This is a genomic window from Marinimicrobium sp. C6131 (assembly GCF_026153455.1).
Taxonomy (GTDB): Bacteria; Pseudomonadota; Gammaproteobacteria; order Pseudomonadales; family Cellvibrionaceae; genus Marinimicrobium.
Genome location: NZ_CP110629.1, coordinates 1,850,445 through 1,866,279, shown reverse-complemented (window position 1 = coordinate 1,866,279; position 15,835 = coordinate 1,850,445). Strand labels below are relative to the sequence as shown.

At 60.8% G+C, this 15,835-nt stretch carries 14 protein-coding genes; 6 read left to right on the top strand and 8 right to left on the bottom strand.

The window, feature by feature from the left end:
* The first annotated feature begins 68 nt into the window (after positions 1-68).
* Entirely contained in the window at positions 69-1,235 is a 1,167-nt protein-coding gene (locus OOT55_RS08050; protein WP_265368578.1) for an endo-1,4-beta-xylanase, read from the top strand.
* 67 nt (positions 1,236-1,302) lie between these two features.
* On the opposite strand, the gene wrbA is transcribed toward OOT55_RS08050, so the two are convergent.
* Positions 1,303-1,905, bottom strand: a complete 603-nt coding sequence (gene wrbA, locus OOT55_RS08045; protein WP_265368577.1) for an NAD(P)H:quinone oxidoreductase — start codon at positions 1,903-1,905, stop codon at positions 1,303-1,305.
* 185 nt (positions 1,906-2,090) lie between these two features.
* Between wrbA and OOT55_RS08040 the strand changes: the two genes are divergently transcribed.
* Positions 2,091-3,083 carry a diguanylate cyclase domain-containing protein gene (locus OOT55_RS08040; protein WP_265368576.1) on the top strand — a complete coding sequence of 331 codons (993 nt, stop codon included), beginning with the start codon at positions 2,091-2,093 and terminating at the stop codon, positions 3,081-3,083.
* Positions 3,084-3,114: 31 nt separating this feature from the next.
* Here the strand turns inward: OOT55_RS08040 and OOT55_RS08035 are convergent, their stop codons facing one another.
* The 4 genes from OOT55_RS08035 to OOT55_RS08020 form a co-directional block, all read right to left on the bottom strand.
* Complete coding sequence (locus tag OOT55_RS08035; protein ID WP_265368575.1) at positions 3,115-3,483, bottom strand: DUF883 family protein; 369 nt, start codon at positions 3,481-3,483, stop codon at positions 3,115-3,117.
* A gap of 133 nt (positions 3,484-3,616) precedes the next feature.
* The gene (locus OOT55_RS08030) at positions 3,617-4,936 is read right to left on the bottom strand and encodes a multicopper oxidase family protein (RefSeq protein WP_265368574.1); all 1,320 of its coding nucleotides are present in this window, start codon (positions 4,934-4,936) and stop codon (positions 3,617-3,619) included.
* Positions 4,929-6,440: a TolC family protein gene (locus OOT55_RS08025; RefSeq protein ID WP_265368573.1), complete on the bottom strand. Its 1,512-nt coding sequence runs from the start codon at positions 6,438-6,440 to the stop codon at positions 4,929-4,931. Before OOT55_RS08025 ends, OOT55_RS08030 begins: the two co-directional genes overlap by 8 nt.
* Before the next feature lie 28 nt (positions 6,441-6,468).
* Positions 6,469-8,715, bottom strand: a complete 2,247-nt coding sequence (locus OOT55_RS08020) for a heavy metal translocating P-type ATPase (protein ID WP_265368572.1) — start codon at positions 8,713-8,715, stop codon at positions 6,469-6,471.
* A gap of 119 nt (positions 8,716-8,834) precedes the next feature.
* Between OOT55_RS08020 and OOT55_RS08015 the strand changes: the two genes are divergently transcribed.
* On the top strand, positions 8,835-9,593 hold the full coding sequence (locus OOT55_RS08015) for a substrate-binding periplasmic protein (RefSeq protein ID WP_265368571.1): 759 nt from the start codon (positions 8,835-8,837) through the stop codon (positions 9,591-9,593).
* Positions 9,594-9,608: 15 nt separating this feature from the next.
* Here the strand turns inward: OOT55_RS08015 and OOT55_RS08010 are convergent, their stop codons facing one another.
* The 3 genes from OOT55_RS08010 to OOT55_RS08000 form a co-directional block, all read right to left on the bottom strand.
* Positions 9,609-10,016: an NIPSNAP family protein gene (locus tag OOT55_RS08010; RefSeq protein ID WP_265368570.1), complete on the bottom strand. Its 408-nt coding sequence runs from the start codon at positions 10,014-10,016 to the stop codon at positions 9,609-9,611.
* A 75-nt stretch (positions 10,017-10,091) separates the two neighbouring features.
* On the bottom strand, positions 10,092-11,783 hold the full coding sequence (locus OOT55_RS08005; RefSeq protein ID WP_265368569.1) for a GMC oxidoreductase: 1,692 nt from the start codon (positions 11,781-11,783) through the stop codon (positions 10,092-10,094).
* A gap of 2 nt (positions 11,784-11,785) precedes the next feature.
* Positions 11,786-12,370, bottom strand: coding sequence for a gluconate 2-dehydrogenase subunit 3 family protein (locus tag OOT55_RS08000; RefSeq protein ID WP_265368568.1), 585 nt, complete (start codon positions 12,368-12,370; stop codon positions 11,786-11,788).
* 322 nt (positions 12,371-12,692) lie between these two features.
* Here OOT55_RS08000 and OOT55_RS07995 point away from each other — a divergent pair, with 322 nt between their 5' ends.
* The 3 genes from OOT55_RS07995 to OOT55_RS07985 all read left to right on the top strand — a co-directional run bounded on the left by OOT55_RS07995 (position 12,693) and on the right by OOT55_RS07985 (position 15,811).
* Entirely contained in the window at positions 12,693-14,048 is a 1,356-nt protein-coding gene (locus OOT55_RS07995; protein WP_265368567.1) for an MBL fold metallo-hydrolase, read from the top strand.
* A gap of 73 nt (positions 14,049-14,121) precedes the next feature.
* Entirely contained in the window at positions 14,122-15,420 is a 1,299-nt protein-coding gene (locus OOT55_RS07990; RefSeq protein ID WP_265368566.1) for a ferredoxin reductase family protein, read from the top strand.
* 22 nt (positions 15,421-15,442) lie between these two features.
* The gene (locus OOT55_RS07985; protein ID WP_265368565.1) at positions 15,443-15,811 is read left to right on the top strand and encodes a cytochrome b5 domain-containing protein; all 369 of its coding nucleotides are present in this window, start codon (positions 15,443-15,445) and stop codon (positions 15,809-15,811) included.
* Positions 15,812-15,835 lie beyond the last annotated feature (24 nt).

Sequence of the window (15,835 nt, the reverse complement as noted above, 5' to 3'; positions counted from 1 at the left end):
CTGCCAGGCTGTCTGGAGCGCTTGCGCTCTTGCTCCATCCATCATGATAAAACCAGGGTATGTCTGTTATGAAACCTGTATTGATACTTGCCGCTGCGGCACTGCTGTCTGCCTGTCAGCAGTCCCCCTACAAAAGCCCGGATGAGGTGAAACCCGCCGCCGATACGCTCAAAGCGGCCTATGCCGACGCCTTCAAAGTCGGTGTGGCGATAAATGCGGGAATCGCCGCCGGTGATGACCCCCAGTCCCGGGAGATTGTGTTGAAGCACTTCAACACGGTGACCCTGGAAAACGCCATGAAGGCTGAAGAGATCAACCCGGAGCCCGGTGTCTATCGCTTTGGGCCCGCCGATGCGTTTGTCGAATTTGGCCGGGAAAACGACCTGTTTACCGTGGGGCACACCCTGGTCTGGCACAATCAGACACCGGCGTGGTTCTTCCGGAATGAAGACGGCGAGCCCAACACCCCCGAGCAACAGAAAGAGCGGATGCGCCAGCACATCGAAGTGGTCGCCGGGCGCTATGCCGGCAAGGTGCACGCCTGGGATGTGGTCAACGAAGTGATCGCGGACGATGGCTCCTATCGCCCCACTACCTGGGTCAACAGCATTGGCAGTGGTGATGAACTGGTCAAGCTGGCGTTCCGGTACGCCAGTGAGTACGCACCGGGTACCGAGTTGTATTACAACGACTTCAACGCCTGGCGTCCGGCCAAGCGCGACGGTATTGTGCGTATGGTCAAAATGTTGCAGGAGGAAGGTATCCGCATTGACGGTATCGGTATCCAGGCGCACTGGGGGCTCAACTATCCGAAAATGGAATACATCGAACAGGCCATTGATGCCTACGCCGAGCTGGGCGTGAAAGTGATGATTACCGAGATGGACATCGATGTGCTGCCGTTGACCCGGGAAGGGCAGATCATCGGCACCGGCATGCTTCATCCACAATATCAGAATGAGGAATTTGTGGAGTATCTGAATCCCTATGCGAACGGTCTGCCGGATGACGTCCAGCAGCAACTGACCGAACGCTGGCGGGAACTGTTCGAGCTGTTTTACCGCAAACGGGATAAAATTGATCGGGTCACCCTCTGGGGTGTGACCGACGATATGTCCTGGAAAAACGGCTATCCCATCGAAAACCGCATCAACTACCCGTTGCTGTTCAACCGCGACTACTCGCCCAAACCGGCGGTGGATGCGTTGCTGAGAGTGCCAGCCAACGCCGAGTAGCATTCAGGACCCTACGAGTACAAAAAAACCGCGCCACTGGCGCGGTTTTTTGGTTGGAGCAAGGGTTTTACGCGCTCTGCTTGATGGCGATTTTCGCCACATGCTCCCCCTGATAACGGGCAATCGTCAGCTCATTTTCGGACGGTTGGCGGCTGCCGTCGGCACCGGCCAGGGTACTGGCGCCGTAGGGTGTACCGCCGCTGACTTCGTCCATATTGGTCAGTGCGGGTACGGCATAGGGTACGCCCACAATGATCATGCCGTGGTGCAACAGGGTGGTGTGGAACGAGGTGATGGTGGTTTCCTGACCGCCGTGCTGGCTGGCAGAGGAGGTAAACACGCTGCCCACTTTGCCGATCAGTTTACCTTGCGCCCAGAGTCCACCGGTCTGATCCAGGAAGTTGCGCATCTGACCACACATGTTGCCAAAGCGTGTGGGGGTACCAAAGATGATGGCATCGTACTGATCGAGCTCTTCCGGACGGGCCACTGGCGCGTCCTGGTCGAGCTTGGCGCCGGCATTGCGTGCTACATCCTCAGGCATGGTTTCCGGCACACGCTTCAGGGTGACTTCCACCCCGTCCACTTGCCGGGCTCCCTCCGCGATGGCGTATGCCAGGGTTTCAATGTGGCCATACATGCTGTAGTAAAGGACAAGAACCTTGGTCATCAATCAGACTCCTTTTCGGGTGAGTTAAGTCAGTCAATACGACGTTAACAGGAGAATAGATGGTTTGTCTTGTTACGCGGCCGAAGGTGCTTACCAATCTTTACGTATGAGCCATGGAAATGTGGAATGGTGCCGCTTTGGCGCCTGATGCTGCATCTTTGGGCGCATTGCGCTAATATCTGGATATGCCTGACTTTCACGCCTCTTTTGATCAGCAGGCGCTTCTGCAGTTTTTTGAAGCGCTCTGGCATAACGCTCGCGATCCCTTCTGGATTGCGAAGGTGGTCGATGACGACTTTGAAATCGTGAACGCCAACGAGGCGGCCCGGGGTCTGGAGCCCAGGCAGGTGCCTGGCGCCCGATTCCGTGACTTGCTGGCTGGTTGGGAGGGGGCCGAGGAGATCATTGAAGGCTACCGGCGCTGTGTGGCCCAGGGCGGCACCGTGGTGACGGAGCAGAAGCCGGTGCTCGAAGGCCGTCGGCGGCTGTTTGAGACCATTCTGGTTCCGATGCTCGATGATCGCGGGGTGGTGACCCATATCTGGGGCACGTCCAAGGAATTTACCCGCTTTGTGGAAACCGAGCGTGAGCTCAAAGAGCTGAACGAGCAACTGGAAGAGAAAATCGAGCGGCGCACTGCGGAGCTGAGACGGGCAATGCGGGAGTTACAGGCGCTGTCTCTGACCGACCCCCTGACCGGGCTGGCCAATCGCCGTCGCTTTGATGAGGTGGTGGTCAGCGAACTGGCGCGGATCAAGCGCACCGGCGGTGTACTGTCGTTGTTGATGGTCGATATCGACCATTTCAAGGAGTACAACGATCGTTATGGCCACTTGGCGGGGGACAAGTGTCTGGTGGCCGTTGCCGACGCCATCCGCAGTGCCAGTCACCGTACGATGGACCTTGGGGTACGCTATGGGGGCGATGAGTTTCTGGTACTGCTGCCCGAAACCGACAGCACGGGCGCACGGCGTGTCGCGGAGCGTATTCTGGCGTCAATGCAGGCTCTGGGCATCCCGCACGAACATGCCACGGCAGACGGGGTAGTGACTCTGAGTGTTGGCGTCGTCACCTCTGACCTGATCAGTGTCGACACCCCGGACGATCTTATCGTGGCCGCTGACGAATGCCTTTATCGGGCCAAGGACCGGGGGCGAAACCAACTGGTCGCCGGCTAGTGGGCAGACCACGGGTGCCCCCGTCACCGCCTCATTTGCGCTTGAAGATCAACAGGCCGACGGCGACCCCGAGCGCGAGGGTCGCACCGGTGACCGTCCAGGGGTGCGTTCGGGCGTAGTCTCCGGCCTGGTGGAGATTCTCTTTCGTGTACTGCGCCAGGCGATTGCCTTTTTCGTCGACCACCCCCTTGGCTTTGTGCACTCTTTCTTCCAGAGCCTTGCGGGCCCGGGCCAGCTCTTCTCCCTGCAACGAAGCGCTGTTCTTGAGCATGGTTTCCATATCACCCACAAACGATTTGAATTCATCGGTGAGTTCGGCCGAGCGTTCGGACAGGTGTTCCATCGCGCTGGAATTGGATTTCTTCCGGGGCTGGCCCGGGATCAAGTCTCGAACTTGCATAACCTACTCCTTAGTAAAACGGTTGATACTCATCAGCCAAAGGACTTTCGCAAGCCTTTTCGCAGACCAGTGTAGGCTTATGAGCGCCCAATTGAAACGGTTGGCGCTCAGTTCATTACCGGAGTCGAAGGGTTCAGCGCGGTAAATCGTCCGGCACCCGTTCGACTTTGTGGGCGACGGTACCTTCCGGGTGCTGATACCAGCCGGGGTCGCCGTCGAGCCGGTCCCGAACTTTCACCAGCGTGAACATCCCGCCCATTTCCAGGTTACCGAACGGCCCCTGGCCCATCATCATCGGCAGGGTGTTTGCCGGGCCTTGCATATGACCGCTGTCGGTGTGGTCCTGGTGTTCGGCCATGCCGTGTTCGCCCATGGCCATATAGCCGGGCACCAGCGCCTGAATCTGTTTTTCCACCGCCGACTGATCGGCGCCGATGGTGTTCGGGATGCCGTGTCCCATGGCGTTCATGGTGTGGTGGGCCATATGGCAGTGAAAGGCCCAGTCGCCCGCGACGGCCTCAAATTCCAGGTCGCGGGTCTGGCCGACACCGATGATTTCCGTCACCTCAGCGCGCCATTGGGATTGAGGCCAGCGGCCGCCGTCCGAACCGGTGACGTGGAACTGGACACCGTGCAGGTGCATGGGGTGGTTCCACATGGACAGGTTGCCAAGGCGGATGCGGACCCGCTCGCCGGTTTGCGCCACCAGTTCATCAATGGCCGGAAACACTTTGCTGTTCATGGTCCACAAATCGAAATCCTGCATGACGCTCGGGTCGGCGCGGTAGGTGCCCGGATGCACGGACCAGTTGTGCAGCAGTATGGCGTAGTCCCGATCAATGGGCGGGTCTTCCGGGGTTTTGGGGTGAATGATGAACATTCCCATCATGCCCTGGGACATCTGCACCATTTCATCCCCGTGGGGGTGGTACATATGGGTGCCGTGCTGCTTCAGGGTGAATTCGTACACGAAGGTTTCCCCCGGTTTGATCGAGGGCTGGTTCAGCCCGGCGACGCCATCCATTCCGGCGGGCAGCAGTAAGCCGTGCCAGTGAACGCTGGTGGGCTCGCCCAGTCGGTTGGTGACGTAGATACGCACCTTGTCGCCTTCGACCGCCTCGATGGTCGGTCCCGGGGTGCTGCCGTTGTAACCCCAGGCTTTGATCCGGGTGCCCGGCGCGAACTCGTGCTCGACTTCCTCCGCAATCAGATGAAACTCCTTGACGCCGTCGCGGTAGCGGTAGCCGAGGGTGCGCCCGTTGGGCGTCACCACCGGGCGATAGCCCTGGTCGGTGCGCTCGGCTTTGGCCACTGCCTGGGTGCCTTGTTCGTCGTTGCGTTCCGGGCCAGTGTGTCCGGAGTGATCGTGCTCCTGAGCCTGGCCGTGCAGTGGCAGGGAGCTGGCGACCAGCCCGGCGGCGCTGCCCAGCAGAAAATGTCGGCGGTTAATCATGGCTGTGCTCCTCGTGCTGATGCTCCCGGGATTGATGTTCCCGATGAGCGCCGTGCCCGGCCTGTTCTTCCTCTTCGGACGATTCCATCTCATTCGAGAACTCAGGCAGAGGTGTGGGGCGGGCGTTCTCAATGGGCAGCGGGTGGGCGCTGGCCAGGGCCAGGCGGGTGCGGGACAGCCAGTAGGCTTCCAGGGCCTCGCCGTGCTCCCGCCAGGCGTCGAACTCGTGCTCCTTGGCGGAGATCAGGTCGAAGGCGCCCGTGAGCATAAAGTTGTATTCCTCAAGGGTCAGAGCCACCTGTTGTTGCCACTGGGGAATCACCTCATCGGCCAGTTGCCGGATGTCCTGCGCCAGACGTTCCATGTCCAACAGGGTCTGCTGGATATCGGTGCGGATCGCGAGCCTGAGTGCCGCCTGTTGTGCTTCGGTCTGTTGCAGGCCCGCTTCGAGCCTGGCCCGATGTGCCTGGTTGCGATCCGCGAAGGGGAGGCTGATGGCGAATTCCGGTCCGGCCATAATACTGCCGTCGGTTTCCCGCTCGGCGTTCAGACCCAGTTCGAGTTCGGTAAACGGGCCCTGGCGATCGATCAGGTTCAAACGCCGCTGTTGCACGGTAGCCGTCTGACGCAGCAGGGCCAGATCCAGGCGGTGCGCCAGTGCGTGCTCAATCAGGGGTTCTGAGGACCAGCGATCGGCGTCATCCGGTTCGGGCAGGCTGTCCGGCAGGATCAGGGCGTCGACATCGGTCAGTCCCAGCTGTTGGGCCAGCCTCAGCCGGGCCTGCTGTTCACGGGTTTGCGCCGCGCGCCATTGCCGTTCCTGGCGCTGCCGTTGATCCCGATAGCTGAGCAGCGTGACTTCCTTGAGATTGCCCGCCTCGAACAACACCTTGGCCAGGTCATGGCTGGCGCGCGCGGCGGCCAGGGATTGCTCGGCAATGCTGGCCTGATGGCGGGCGCTCAGGGCGTCGAAATAGTGTTCCTGAACCTGGTAGAGATAGCTGTGCAAGCGCTCGAGCAACTGCAACTGCGCTTCGGCCAGCGCTTCCTCGGCCAGTTGTTGCCGCAGGCCCCGGGTGAACAGGTCCAGCAGGCTCTGGCTGATGCCCAGGTCCAACTGCCAGCGACCCCCACCCTCGGGGCGCAGAGCACCTACCGCGAGGGTCGGGTTGCGCAGCAGGCGGGTCTGCAGGCTCTCGGCCTGGGCAATGCCCAGCCCGGCCAGTTCGGCCCGCACCTGAGGGCTGTTGATCAGGGCCAGTTGCTGTGCGCTGATCGGAGTCAGGGGCTCGGCCAACAAGGGTTCCAGGCGTGCCTCGCGCTCCTGTGCCTCCAGAGGCTGGATCTGGGCCAGGCTGCCCAGTAGCGGCTCGGGTTGCAGGGGGGCCAGGGTCTGATCCAGATGGGTGTAATCCGGTGGCTCCAAGCTGGCGCAGCCGTGCAGCACCAGTGCGACCAGCAGGGTCGCCGGAGAGGTCGCAGCGGAGGTTCGCAAACGATTCATTGGCCATTCACCCTCGGTAGTCTGTGGTTTATGGAGATACGGCACGCAGCCGCTTCAAGCGCAGCGCATTGCCCAGAACAAACACACTGGACAGGGCCATGGCGCCGGCGGCAAAGACCGGTGAGAGCATCAACCCGAACGCCGGATACAGCGCGCCGGCGGCGAGCGGTATCAGGGCGGTATTGTAGGCGAAGGCCCAGAAGAGGTTCTGCTTGATATTGCGCATGGCGGCACGGGAGATGGCGATGGCGTTGGTGGCGCCCCGCAAATCACCTTTGACCAGCACCACATCGGCGCTTTCAATGGCGACATCGGTACCGGTGCCCATGGCGATACCGATATCCGCCTGAGCCAGGGCGGGCGCATCGTTGATGCCATCGCCGACAAAGGCGACTTTCAGACCGCGCTGTTGCAGCACCTTCAACGCTTCGACCTTTCCATCGGGGAGTACGTCAGTGATCACTTCATCGATGCCCAGTTGCCCGGCAATGGCATCGGCGGTGCGGCGATTGTCGCCGGTCATCATCACCACTTTGAATCCCTCCCGGTGCAGGAAGTCGATGGCAGCCGGAGTGCTGTCTTTGACCCTATCGGCCACGGCAATCAACGCTGCGGGTTGTCTGTCCACCAACAGGTAGAGCGGGGTTTTACCCTCACTGGCGAGTCGGTCCGCCTCGGCCTCGAAGGGATTTCGGCCTTCGCTCCGCTCCCGCAGCAGGCGCAGGGCGCCAATGGCGACGTCGTGTTGTTCAATAGTGGCGTGAACGCCGTAGCCCGTCAATGCGTCGAACCCGGTGGCGTCGGGCAGTGTCAGCCCCTCTTGCCTGGCGGCCGCCAGAATGGCCTCGGCGATGGGGTGCTCCGAGCGCTGTTCCAGGGCGGCCGCCCAACTGAGCAGTTGCGAGCGTTCAAAGCCCTCGGCGGGGATCAGGTCGGTCAGCTCCGGGTGTCCGCGGGTCAGGGTGCCGGTTTTGTCGAACGCAATGGCATCCATATCCCGCAGTGCCTGAAGCGCTTCGCCGTGGCGGAACAGAATGCCCATCTCCGCCGCCCGACCGGTGGCCACCATGATGGAGGTGGGGGTCGCCAGTCCCATGGCGCATGGGCAGGCTATGATCAACACCGCCACGGCGTTGACCAGCGCAAAGGTCAGGGCCGGTTCGGGGCCAAACGCCAGCCAGACGATCAGGGTGAGCAGGGCCGCGGCCATCACGGCGGGTACAAACCAGAGGGTGATTTTGTTGACCAGGGCCTGGATCGGCAGCTTGGAACCCTGGGCACTTTCGACCATGTGAATGATCTGGGCCAGCAGGGTGTCCTTCCCGGTTTTGGTGACCTTGAAAGAGAAGCTGCCGGTTTTGTTGAGGGTGCCGCCCACAACGGCATCTCCGGTGGATTTTTCGACGGGAATGGGTTCGCCGGTCAGCATGGATTCGTCCACGTAGGAGTGTCCGTCCACCAGCTCGCCGTCGAGGGGGATTTTCTCGCCGGGGCGGACCACGATCGTCTCCCCACGCTGTATGTCCTCGGGTGCTACCTCGACCTCTTTGCCGTCGCGCAGTACCCGGGCGCTTTTGGCCTGCAGGCTCACCAGCCGGCTGATGGCCTGATTGGTGCGCCCCTTGGCCCGGGCTTCCAGAAAGCGTCCGAGCAGAATCAGGGTGACGATCACCGCCGCCGCCTCGTAGTACACATTGACCGCATTATCCGGGAGCACTCCGGGCAGGAAGGTGGCCACCACCGAGTAGCCCCAGGCGGCACTGGTGCCCAGGGCGACCAGTGAGTTCATATCCGGTGCCAGGCGCACGAGAGCCGGAACGCCCAGCCGGAAGAAGCGCAAGCCGGGTCCGAACAGGACCAGGGAAGCCAGGACACACTGGATCAGCCAGTTGGTTTGCTGACCGATGCTGTTGTTGATGGCGTGATGCAGGGTCGGAACCAGGTGCCCGCCCATTTCCAGTGCCACAACGGGCAGGGTCAGTGCCGCGGCAAACCACAGGGATCGCTTCAGGCTCTGTGCTTCCTGCTCCCGCTCCTCGGCCAGTTGGTCGGTCCGGTCTGTCCGGGTCGGCTCCGCCTGGTAACCCGCCTGACGCACCGCGTCAATCAACGAATCGATGTTGGCCGTACCGCGAACCTGAGCGGTCTCCGTGGCGAGGTTGACATTGGCTTCGGCAACGCCTTCGACGGCGTTCAGGGCTTTTTCTACCCGGCCGACGCAGGACCCACAGCTCATGCCGCTGATGTGCAGATCAAATTCATTTGAGGATGTCATGGTTGCCTCCATTTTGGGGAATGGTGACACGGTAAACCTTCCAATTACTGGAAGGTCAAGGGGCGTTTATCGGTGCTATACTTCCTGCACTCTTGCTCCAAGACGGATGGAGATCCTCTATGAGGTGTTTTGCGCTGGCGGTGTTACTCATGGGGATGAGTGGGGTGACGGTGGCCTCCACGCTGGTCGCGGCAGTGGCTGAGAAGGACTATCCCCCATTCTACTTTTTCGATTCCGAAGCCGGACAGTGGCGAGGCATTTCTGTTGAAGTGTGCGAACGGGTGGCGCGGGAACTGGGGTATACGCTGGAATACCGGCGTTACCCGTTCAGCCGCCTGCTGCAACACGTCGGCGATGGTCGGGTCGACATTGCCTGCACCCTGTTCAACACCTCCACGCGCTCCCCTGGCGTTACCTTTACGTCCATTCCCCACGCCTTTGAAACCGTGTCGGTATTCCGCCGCGCGGGAGGTGAGTCGCTGGACTCGTCCGATATCAACTGGCTGCGTCAGTTTCAACTCGGTGGAATTCGCGCCTACTACTATGGCGAGGCGCTCGAAGACGACAGTGCCTTCAAAAAACTGCGCGTCAGTGACGAAGAACAGCTGATCAAAGTATTGCTCGGTGGTCGGGTGGATTATGCCCTGGGCAACAAGCCTGCCATTGAATTACACGCCGAGCGTCTGGGCGTGCGCAATCAGATTGAATTCATGGAGCCGCCGGTATTCCGGGGCCCCATTTACATTGCCATCTCCCGCCGGCGGGAGGACGCCCACAAGCTCGCCGCTGATTTTACCCGGGCGGTGCAGCGCTTCCGGGAAACGGACGAGTATGCTTACCTGCTGCAGACCTACGGCTTTGAACCGTTGCAGTATTGACCGGCGGGTGTCGGTTTAGCGAATCCGGGAGTATTCTGTGGGTTTCATGAACGTCGACTCGATGTGCTTGACCAGTGGGCCATTCTCCCGGGATTTTTGGTAAACCGCCTGCCACTGGGGGTCATTGGAAAAAGCCTGCCAGCTTTTTTTGGCGGCCTCACGACTTTCATGGACCAGGATATAGGTCAGCGTGTTATCGGCTAGCGACTCATCAGTGGGGGTCCAGTAGGCGAGGTTCATCATGCCGTGTTTTTCAAACAGCCAGCGGGTATGGTTTTCGAAGCGGGCATGCAGCTCGGGCAGTTTGCCCTCATGGGTGGTGTAGGTGCGCAGTTCGAACACTCGCCCGGACTCGGCCAGTGCCGGCGCACTGAGGCCGGTCGCCAGGGTGATCAAGGACAGGGTAAGCCGTAAAGATGTCATCGTGTTTGACCTCTGAAAAATTGGGCAACCTAGCCGGTTGCCCAGAGTGGGTGTGTGCCAGAAAACCGGGCGCGCTTACAGCTCGCCGGCCTGAATCTGTTTGTGAGCGTAGTCCACGGCCCGGGCGGTCAGTGCCATGTAAGTGATGCTCGGGTTCTGAGTGCCGGAGCTGGTCATGCAGGAACCGTCGGTCACAAACACATTGGGGACATCGTGCATCTGGTTCCACTTGTTGAGCACGCTGGTCTCCGGGTCGTGGCCCATACGCGCGGTGCCCATTTCATGAATGCAGGCGCCGGGCGCGGTGGCGCTGTTGTACCAGGTGATATCGGTACAGCCCGCCGCTTCCAGCATTTGCACCGCGCTTTTCACGCCGTCCTGGCGCAGTTTCATTTCATTGTCCCGCAGTTGGGCATCAAAGGTGATCAGCGGCATACCGTACTGATCGGTCTTGCTGTGATCCAGGTACATCCGGTTTTCATGGTAGGGCAACATCTCGCCGAAACAGGTCATGCGGATGGTCCAGGTGCCGGGTTTGAACACCGCCTCTTTCAGCGATGAGCCGACCGCGCCCACCGGAATATTTTCAGCCCGTTGTGCCGAGCCCTGATAACTGAAACCGCGCACATAATCTTCCCGCCGGGTTTCTTCATCCAGGTTGGTAAAACGCGGAATGTAGAAACCGCCGGGTTTGCGACCGGAGTAGTATTCGTTTTCCAGTGCGGGCAGAACGCCGGCGGCGCCCATGCCGTAGTGGTGATCCATGATGTTGTGGCCCAGCTCGCCACTGCGGTTGCCCAGACCATTGGGGAAGGCGTCGGAGCGGCTGTTGAGCAGAATGGCGGTGGTGCCCACGGTGCTGGCGTTGCAGAAAATGATCCGTGCGGAAATTTCCAGCTCTTCTTTGCTCTGGGCATCAATCAGACGCACGCCGGTGGCGCGCCCGGAGTCGGCATCGTACACAATTTCCTTGACGATACTGTGCGGGCGAATGGTCAGGTTGCCGGTCGCTTCGGCCACCGGCAGGGTGGCGGACTGGCTGCTGAAGTAGGCGCCGAAGGGGCAGCCGCGCCAGCAGCGATCACGGGACATACACTGGCCGCGCTTGCCGAGGTGAACGTCCGGGTTGTACTCGGACAGGTTCGCCACCCGGCCCGGAGTCACCACCCGGAACGGATATTTCTGGGCGACGGTTTCGCGCAGGTGCTGCTCGGCGCAGTTGAGCGGGAAGGGTTTGAGGAATTTGCCATCGGGTACCTGCTTCAGGCCTTCGGCCTGACCGGCAATACCGACGAAGGGCTCCACATAATCATACCACGGCTCGATGTCCTTGTAGCGAATCGGCCAGTCGATCGCGATGCCTTCTTTTTTGTTGGCCTCAAAGTCAATGTCGCTCCAGCGATAGCAGTGACGGCCCCACATGATCGAGCGGCCCCCGACGTGATGCCCGCGAATCCAGTCAAAACGCTGGTCTTCCTGGTAAGGGTATTCGTCGTCTTTGTTGATCCAGTGCTTGTTGGCCTGGGTGACCCACCAGTTGAGACGGTTCTGTTTGGGGTAGTGCTCGGCAATTTCGTCCCGGGGCACCTTGTCGCGGTGGGGCAGGTCCCACACATCGTCGTGGGCGGTGGGGTATTCGCCGTGTTGCACATCCCGGCCCCGCTCAAGGACCAGGGTTTTGTAGCCTTTTTTGCACAGCTCCATGGCGGCATAGCCGCCGCTGATGCCGGAGCCAATCACAATTGCATCGAATTCGCTATTCGCCATGATCAAATCGCCCACTTTCTGTTATCAACATCGCTCACCGGGATACAGGGTTTGTATTCACCGGGGATGGGGAGGTAGTTCAGGTACTGCTCACCGATGGTTTCGGTGGTGAGGTAATAAATGACGACCTGTTGCTTCAGCATTACCATGGCTTCCCGAGCGTTTGCTCGAGTCGGCTCATCGGTGGTTTCCAGTTCGCTGAGCAGCGCTTCGCGTGCATCACGACCCTGTTCCGCAAACTGTTCGCGCCTCAGGGCGCGCTCAAGATCGGTCCACAGGCGCTGAAACTGTTCGACATAGCTTTGCTCAAGGACAACACCGAGCATGGTGTCGAGCGTTTGCGGAACCCCAACATCACTGGCGGAGGGGCTGTCGGTGCGGGGCAGCAGGGTATCCGCCACCTGGCTCACCAGGTCGAACGCCTCTGGGCTGAAGAAGTGTAGTACCTGGCCATCTCTTGGCTGAGTCGCAGGGGCGGCGTCGGAGGGTGCGTCTGAGCAGCCACTGAGTACGGCGCTGGCCAGAGGCGCGGCCACGGCCGTGCCCGTCAGCCAGGCGGTATAACGTAGGATCTCTCGTCTGTTCATGCTGTTACTCATGATCTGGAACCGAGTTTAGAGTGAGTGAACTGCGGCAATCGGTCCGGGGGAGTCGTTGCTGCAAGGCGATTGTTATTGATCTTGTGCGCTCGGCACCGAGGCACTCGGCCTGAGTGTTGCCTGGAAGTCCCTGAAAGGGTGGCGCGTAAATCACTAATTGTTGTCAGGACTATAATGTAAGCAAGTTGCTCGCCGGGCGCAAGCTTTGGACGCGATTCTCAGTTTTAGGGGGGCCATTGATGCAGGTCAATACGCCAGTAATGGTCTGTGTCTATGCTGAAAGGCAGGACGACAGGGTTCGGGGGTGCGTGTGAAGATTGTCTTTTTAGGCGGCACGGAAACGGTGACAGGCTCCAAGTTCCTGTTGGAGAGTGGCCGCACGAAGGTACTGATTGATTGTGGCCTGTTCCAGGGCTACAAATGGTTGCGCAGGCGCAACTGGCAAAGCCTGCCGATCGATCTGAATACGCTGGACGCGGTGCTGTTGACCCACGCCCACCTGGATCACTCCGGCTATATCCCGCGGCTGTACCAGCAGGGGTATCGCGGGCCCGTCTATACTCATGCGGCCACCCGGGCGCTATGCGGCATTCTGTTGCCTGACAGTGGCCATATCCAGGAGGAGGATGCCCGGTTTTTTTCCCGACATAAACTGAGCCGACATGAGCGCCCCGAGCCGCTGTACGACCAGCGTACTGCGGAGGACAGCCTGAAACTCTTTGAACCGGTGCCTTTCAATCAGCCGCTGCAGGTAGGGGATCTGTCGGTCACCTTCCAACCCGCGGGGCACATTCTCGGAGCGGCCAGTATCATTGTGGAAACGGAAGGCAAGCGGATCGGGTTTTCCGGCGACGTAGGGAGACCGCAGGATATTCTCATGTACCCCCCGAAAACCCTGCCGGCGCTGGATCTGCTGCTGCTTGAATCCACCTACGGGGATCGTCCGCACCCGGACAGCGACCCCTGGCAACAACTGGCGGACATCGTCACCAGTACGGTCAATCGCGGCGGGGTGCTGATGATTCCCAGCTTTGCCGTGGGCCGGGCACAGTTGCTGCAGCATATGCTGGCGAAGCTCATGGATGCGCGACGGATTCCCACTCTGCCGGTGTTCCTCGACAGCCCGATGGCCATCAATGTGTCCGGCATTTACCACCAGTACGCTGACCAGCACCGGCTGACCGATGCGGAATGCACCCGCATGGCCGAACTGGTCACTTATACTCACAGCGTGGACGAGTCCAAAGCGTTGGCCGACCTGAATTACCCGCACATCATCATTGCGGGCAGCGGCATGATGAGTGGCGGACGTATCCTGCATCACATGAAGCGGCTGCTCCCGAATCACCGCAATACCCTGCTCTTGAGCGGGCACCAGGCCGGCGGTACACGGGGAGCGCACCTGGTTGCGGGGGGCGAAACGGTGAAAATTCACGGTGCCTATATTCCACGCAAAGCGCAATTGGAGGTTCTGGACGGATTGTCCGGCCACGCGGATTTCCGGGAGCTCGGGCAGTGGCTCAAGGACTCCGGGCTCAGGGCGAGAACGCCGATCCAACTGATTCACGGCGAACCGGAAGCGGCCGACTGCCTTCGCCTGTACTTACAGGATCACGGTAATTACGACGTGGACGTGGCCGAGTACCGGTCCATTCTCACCGTCTAGCCGCATGACCGGCATAACCCGGGATTGCCGACGCGGTTAATGCGCCGTTTTTAACGCTCAGGAGGGCATTTTCGTGCGTCGTCCGATGGTATCCAGTCGCGTCGTTGTCTGGTCACTGGCGCTGTTGCCGGGGTTGCTGGCGCTGCCGTTTCTCTGGCCCGGTCTGGACCAGAGCCGGGAGGTCCTGAATGCCCTGGGGCGCGTGACCGGTATTTGGGGGTTGTCCATGTTGCTGATGGCGGCGGCTCTGTGTTGTCGGGTCCCCGGGTTCGATCGCCCCTTTGGCGGCTTGACCAAACTGTGGCAGTTGCACCACCGCCTGGGTGCCATCGCGTTTCTGCTGTTGCTGGCCCATCCACTGCTACTGGCGTTTGCCGCGGCGGGGACGTCCCTGGACGCGGCGATCGGCACGCTGTTTTCCACGCAGCCCGCCTCGGTGTGGGGGTGGGTGGCGCTGCTGGCCCTGATGGCGTTCATGGCGCCCAGTTTCGGCTTTTTTGGTGAGCCGGAGTACCAGCGCTGGAAGTGGCTGCATCGCCTGAGCGGGGTCACGGTTATCCTGGCGCTGTTGCACACCGGCCTGTTAAGCCGGACCTTGCCCGGATGGCTGGCCTGGGGAGTATGGACGACACTGGCCCTGCTCGCGCTTTCCGCATTGAGCTACCGGTGGCTGTATGCGCGTTGGCGCGGTCGGAGTCCCTACCGGGTGACAAGGGTCGCTCATCCGGCCCGGGATGTGGTGGAACTGACGCTGGCTCCCGAGCGTCAGCGCCTGTGTTATCGCGCCGGGCAGTTTGTCTATCTGACGCCGGACCGGGTCGGCCAGGCAGGGCATCGGGAGGAACATCCCTACACCCTTTCCTCGGCCCCTGATGAGCCGGATCTGCGGGTGGCGATCAAGGACTTGGGGGATGCCAGTCACGCCATGCTCAGTATTCCCGAGGGCACACGGCTCTGGGTAGAAGGTCCCTACGGTGACTTTTTTCCGGATGCACCCTCGCGGCCTGAACTGTGGATTGCCGGCGGGATCGGGGTCACGCCTTTTCTCGGGCGCGTGCGCGAGGCGGTGCGAGCCGGGCGCCCGCTGCAGGTTCATTTGATTGACTGCGTACAGGACGAAACCCGCTTTCTGTTCGCGGACGAGCTGAAAGCCGCATTTGAGCACTGGCCCGATAGTCGGCTCACCGTGCACTATTTTTACCGGGAGGGGCCGCTGAACCGGGCGTTCATTGAACGGGTATGCCCCGACGTGGCGGAGCGGGCGGTCTACGTCTGTGGGCCCCTGCCGCTGCTGGAGCGGGCCCGATCGGCGCTGGACAGTAGCGGTGTTCCCGCACGGCGAATTGTCACCGAAGAATTTGTCTTGCTTTGACGATCTGAGTGGGAGGTGCATCATGAAAAAAACGGCTTTTGCGGCGTTTGTCGCATTCTGGTCTTCTGTGTTGACGCTGCTCGCGACCTGGGCTCTGGTGCCTGCGGTCACTCTGGCCGAAGCACAACAGGTATTCACTCTGGAGGAGGTGGCCAGGCACGATCGGCAGGAAGACTGCTGGATGGCGATCCGCGGCGATGTGTATGACGTCACCGGCTATCTGCCCCAGCATCCGGCTCCCCCGGCGGTCATTCTGCCCTGGTGTGGGCGGGAGGCCACCGAAGGCATGACGACCAAGGGCTACGGGCGGGATCACAGTCCGGCGGCCTGGGAGGAGCTTGAAGCCTATCGCATCGGAACACTTGAGCAAGCGGTCGATGCCGGCGATTGACCGATCGGGCGCTGTCATGCCGTG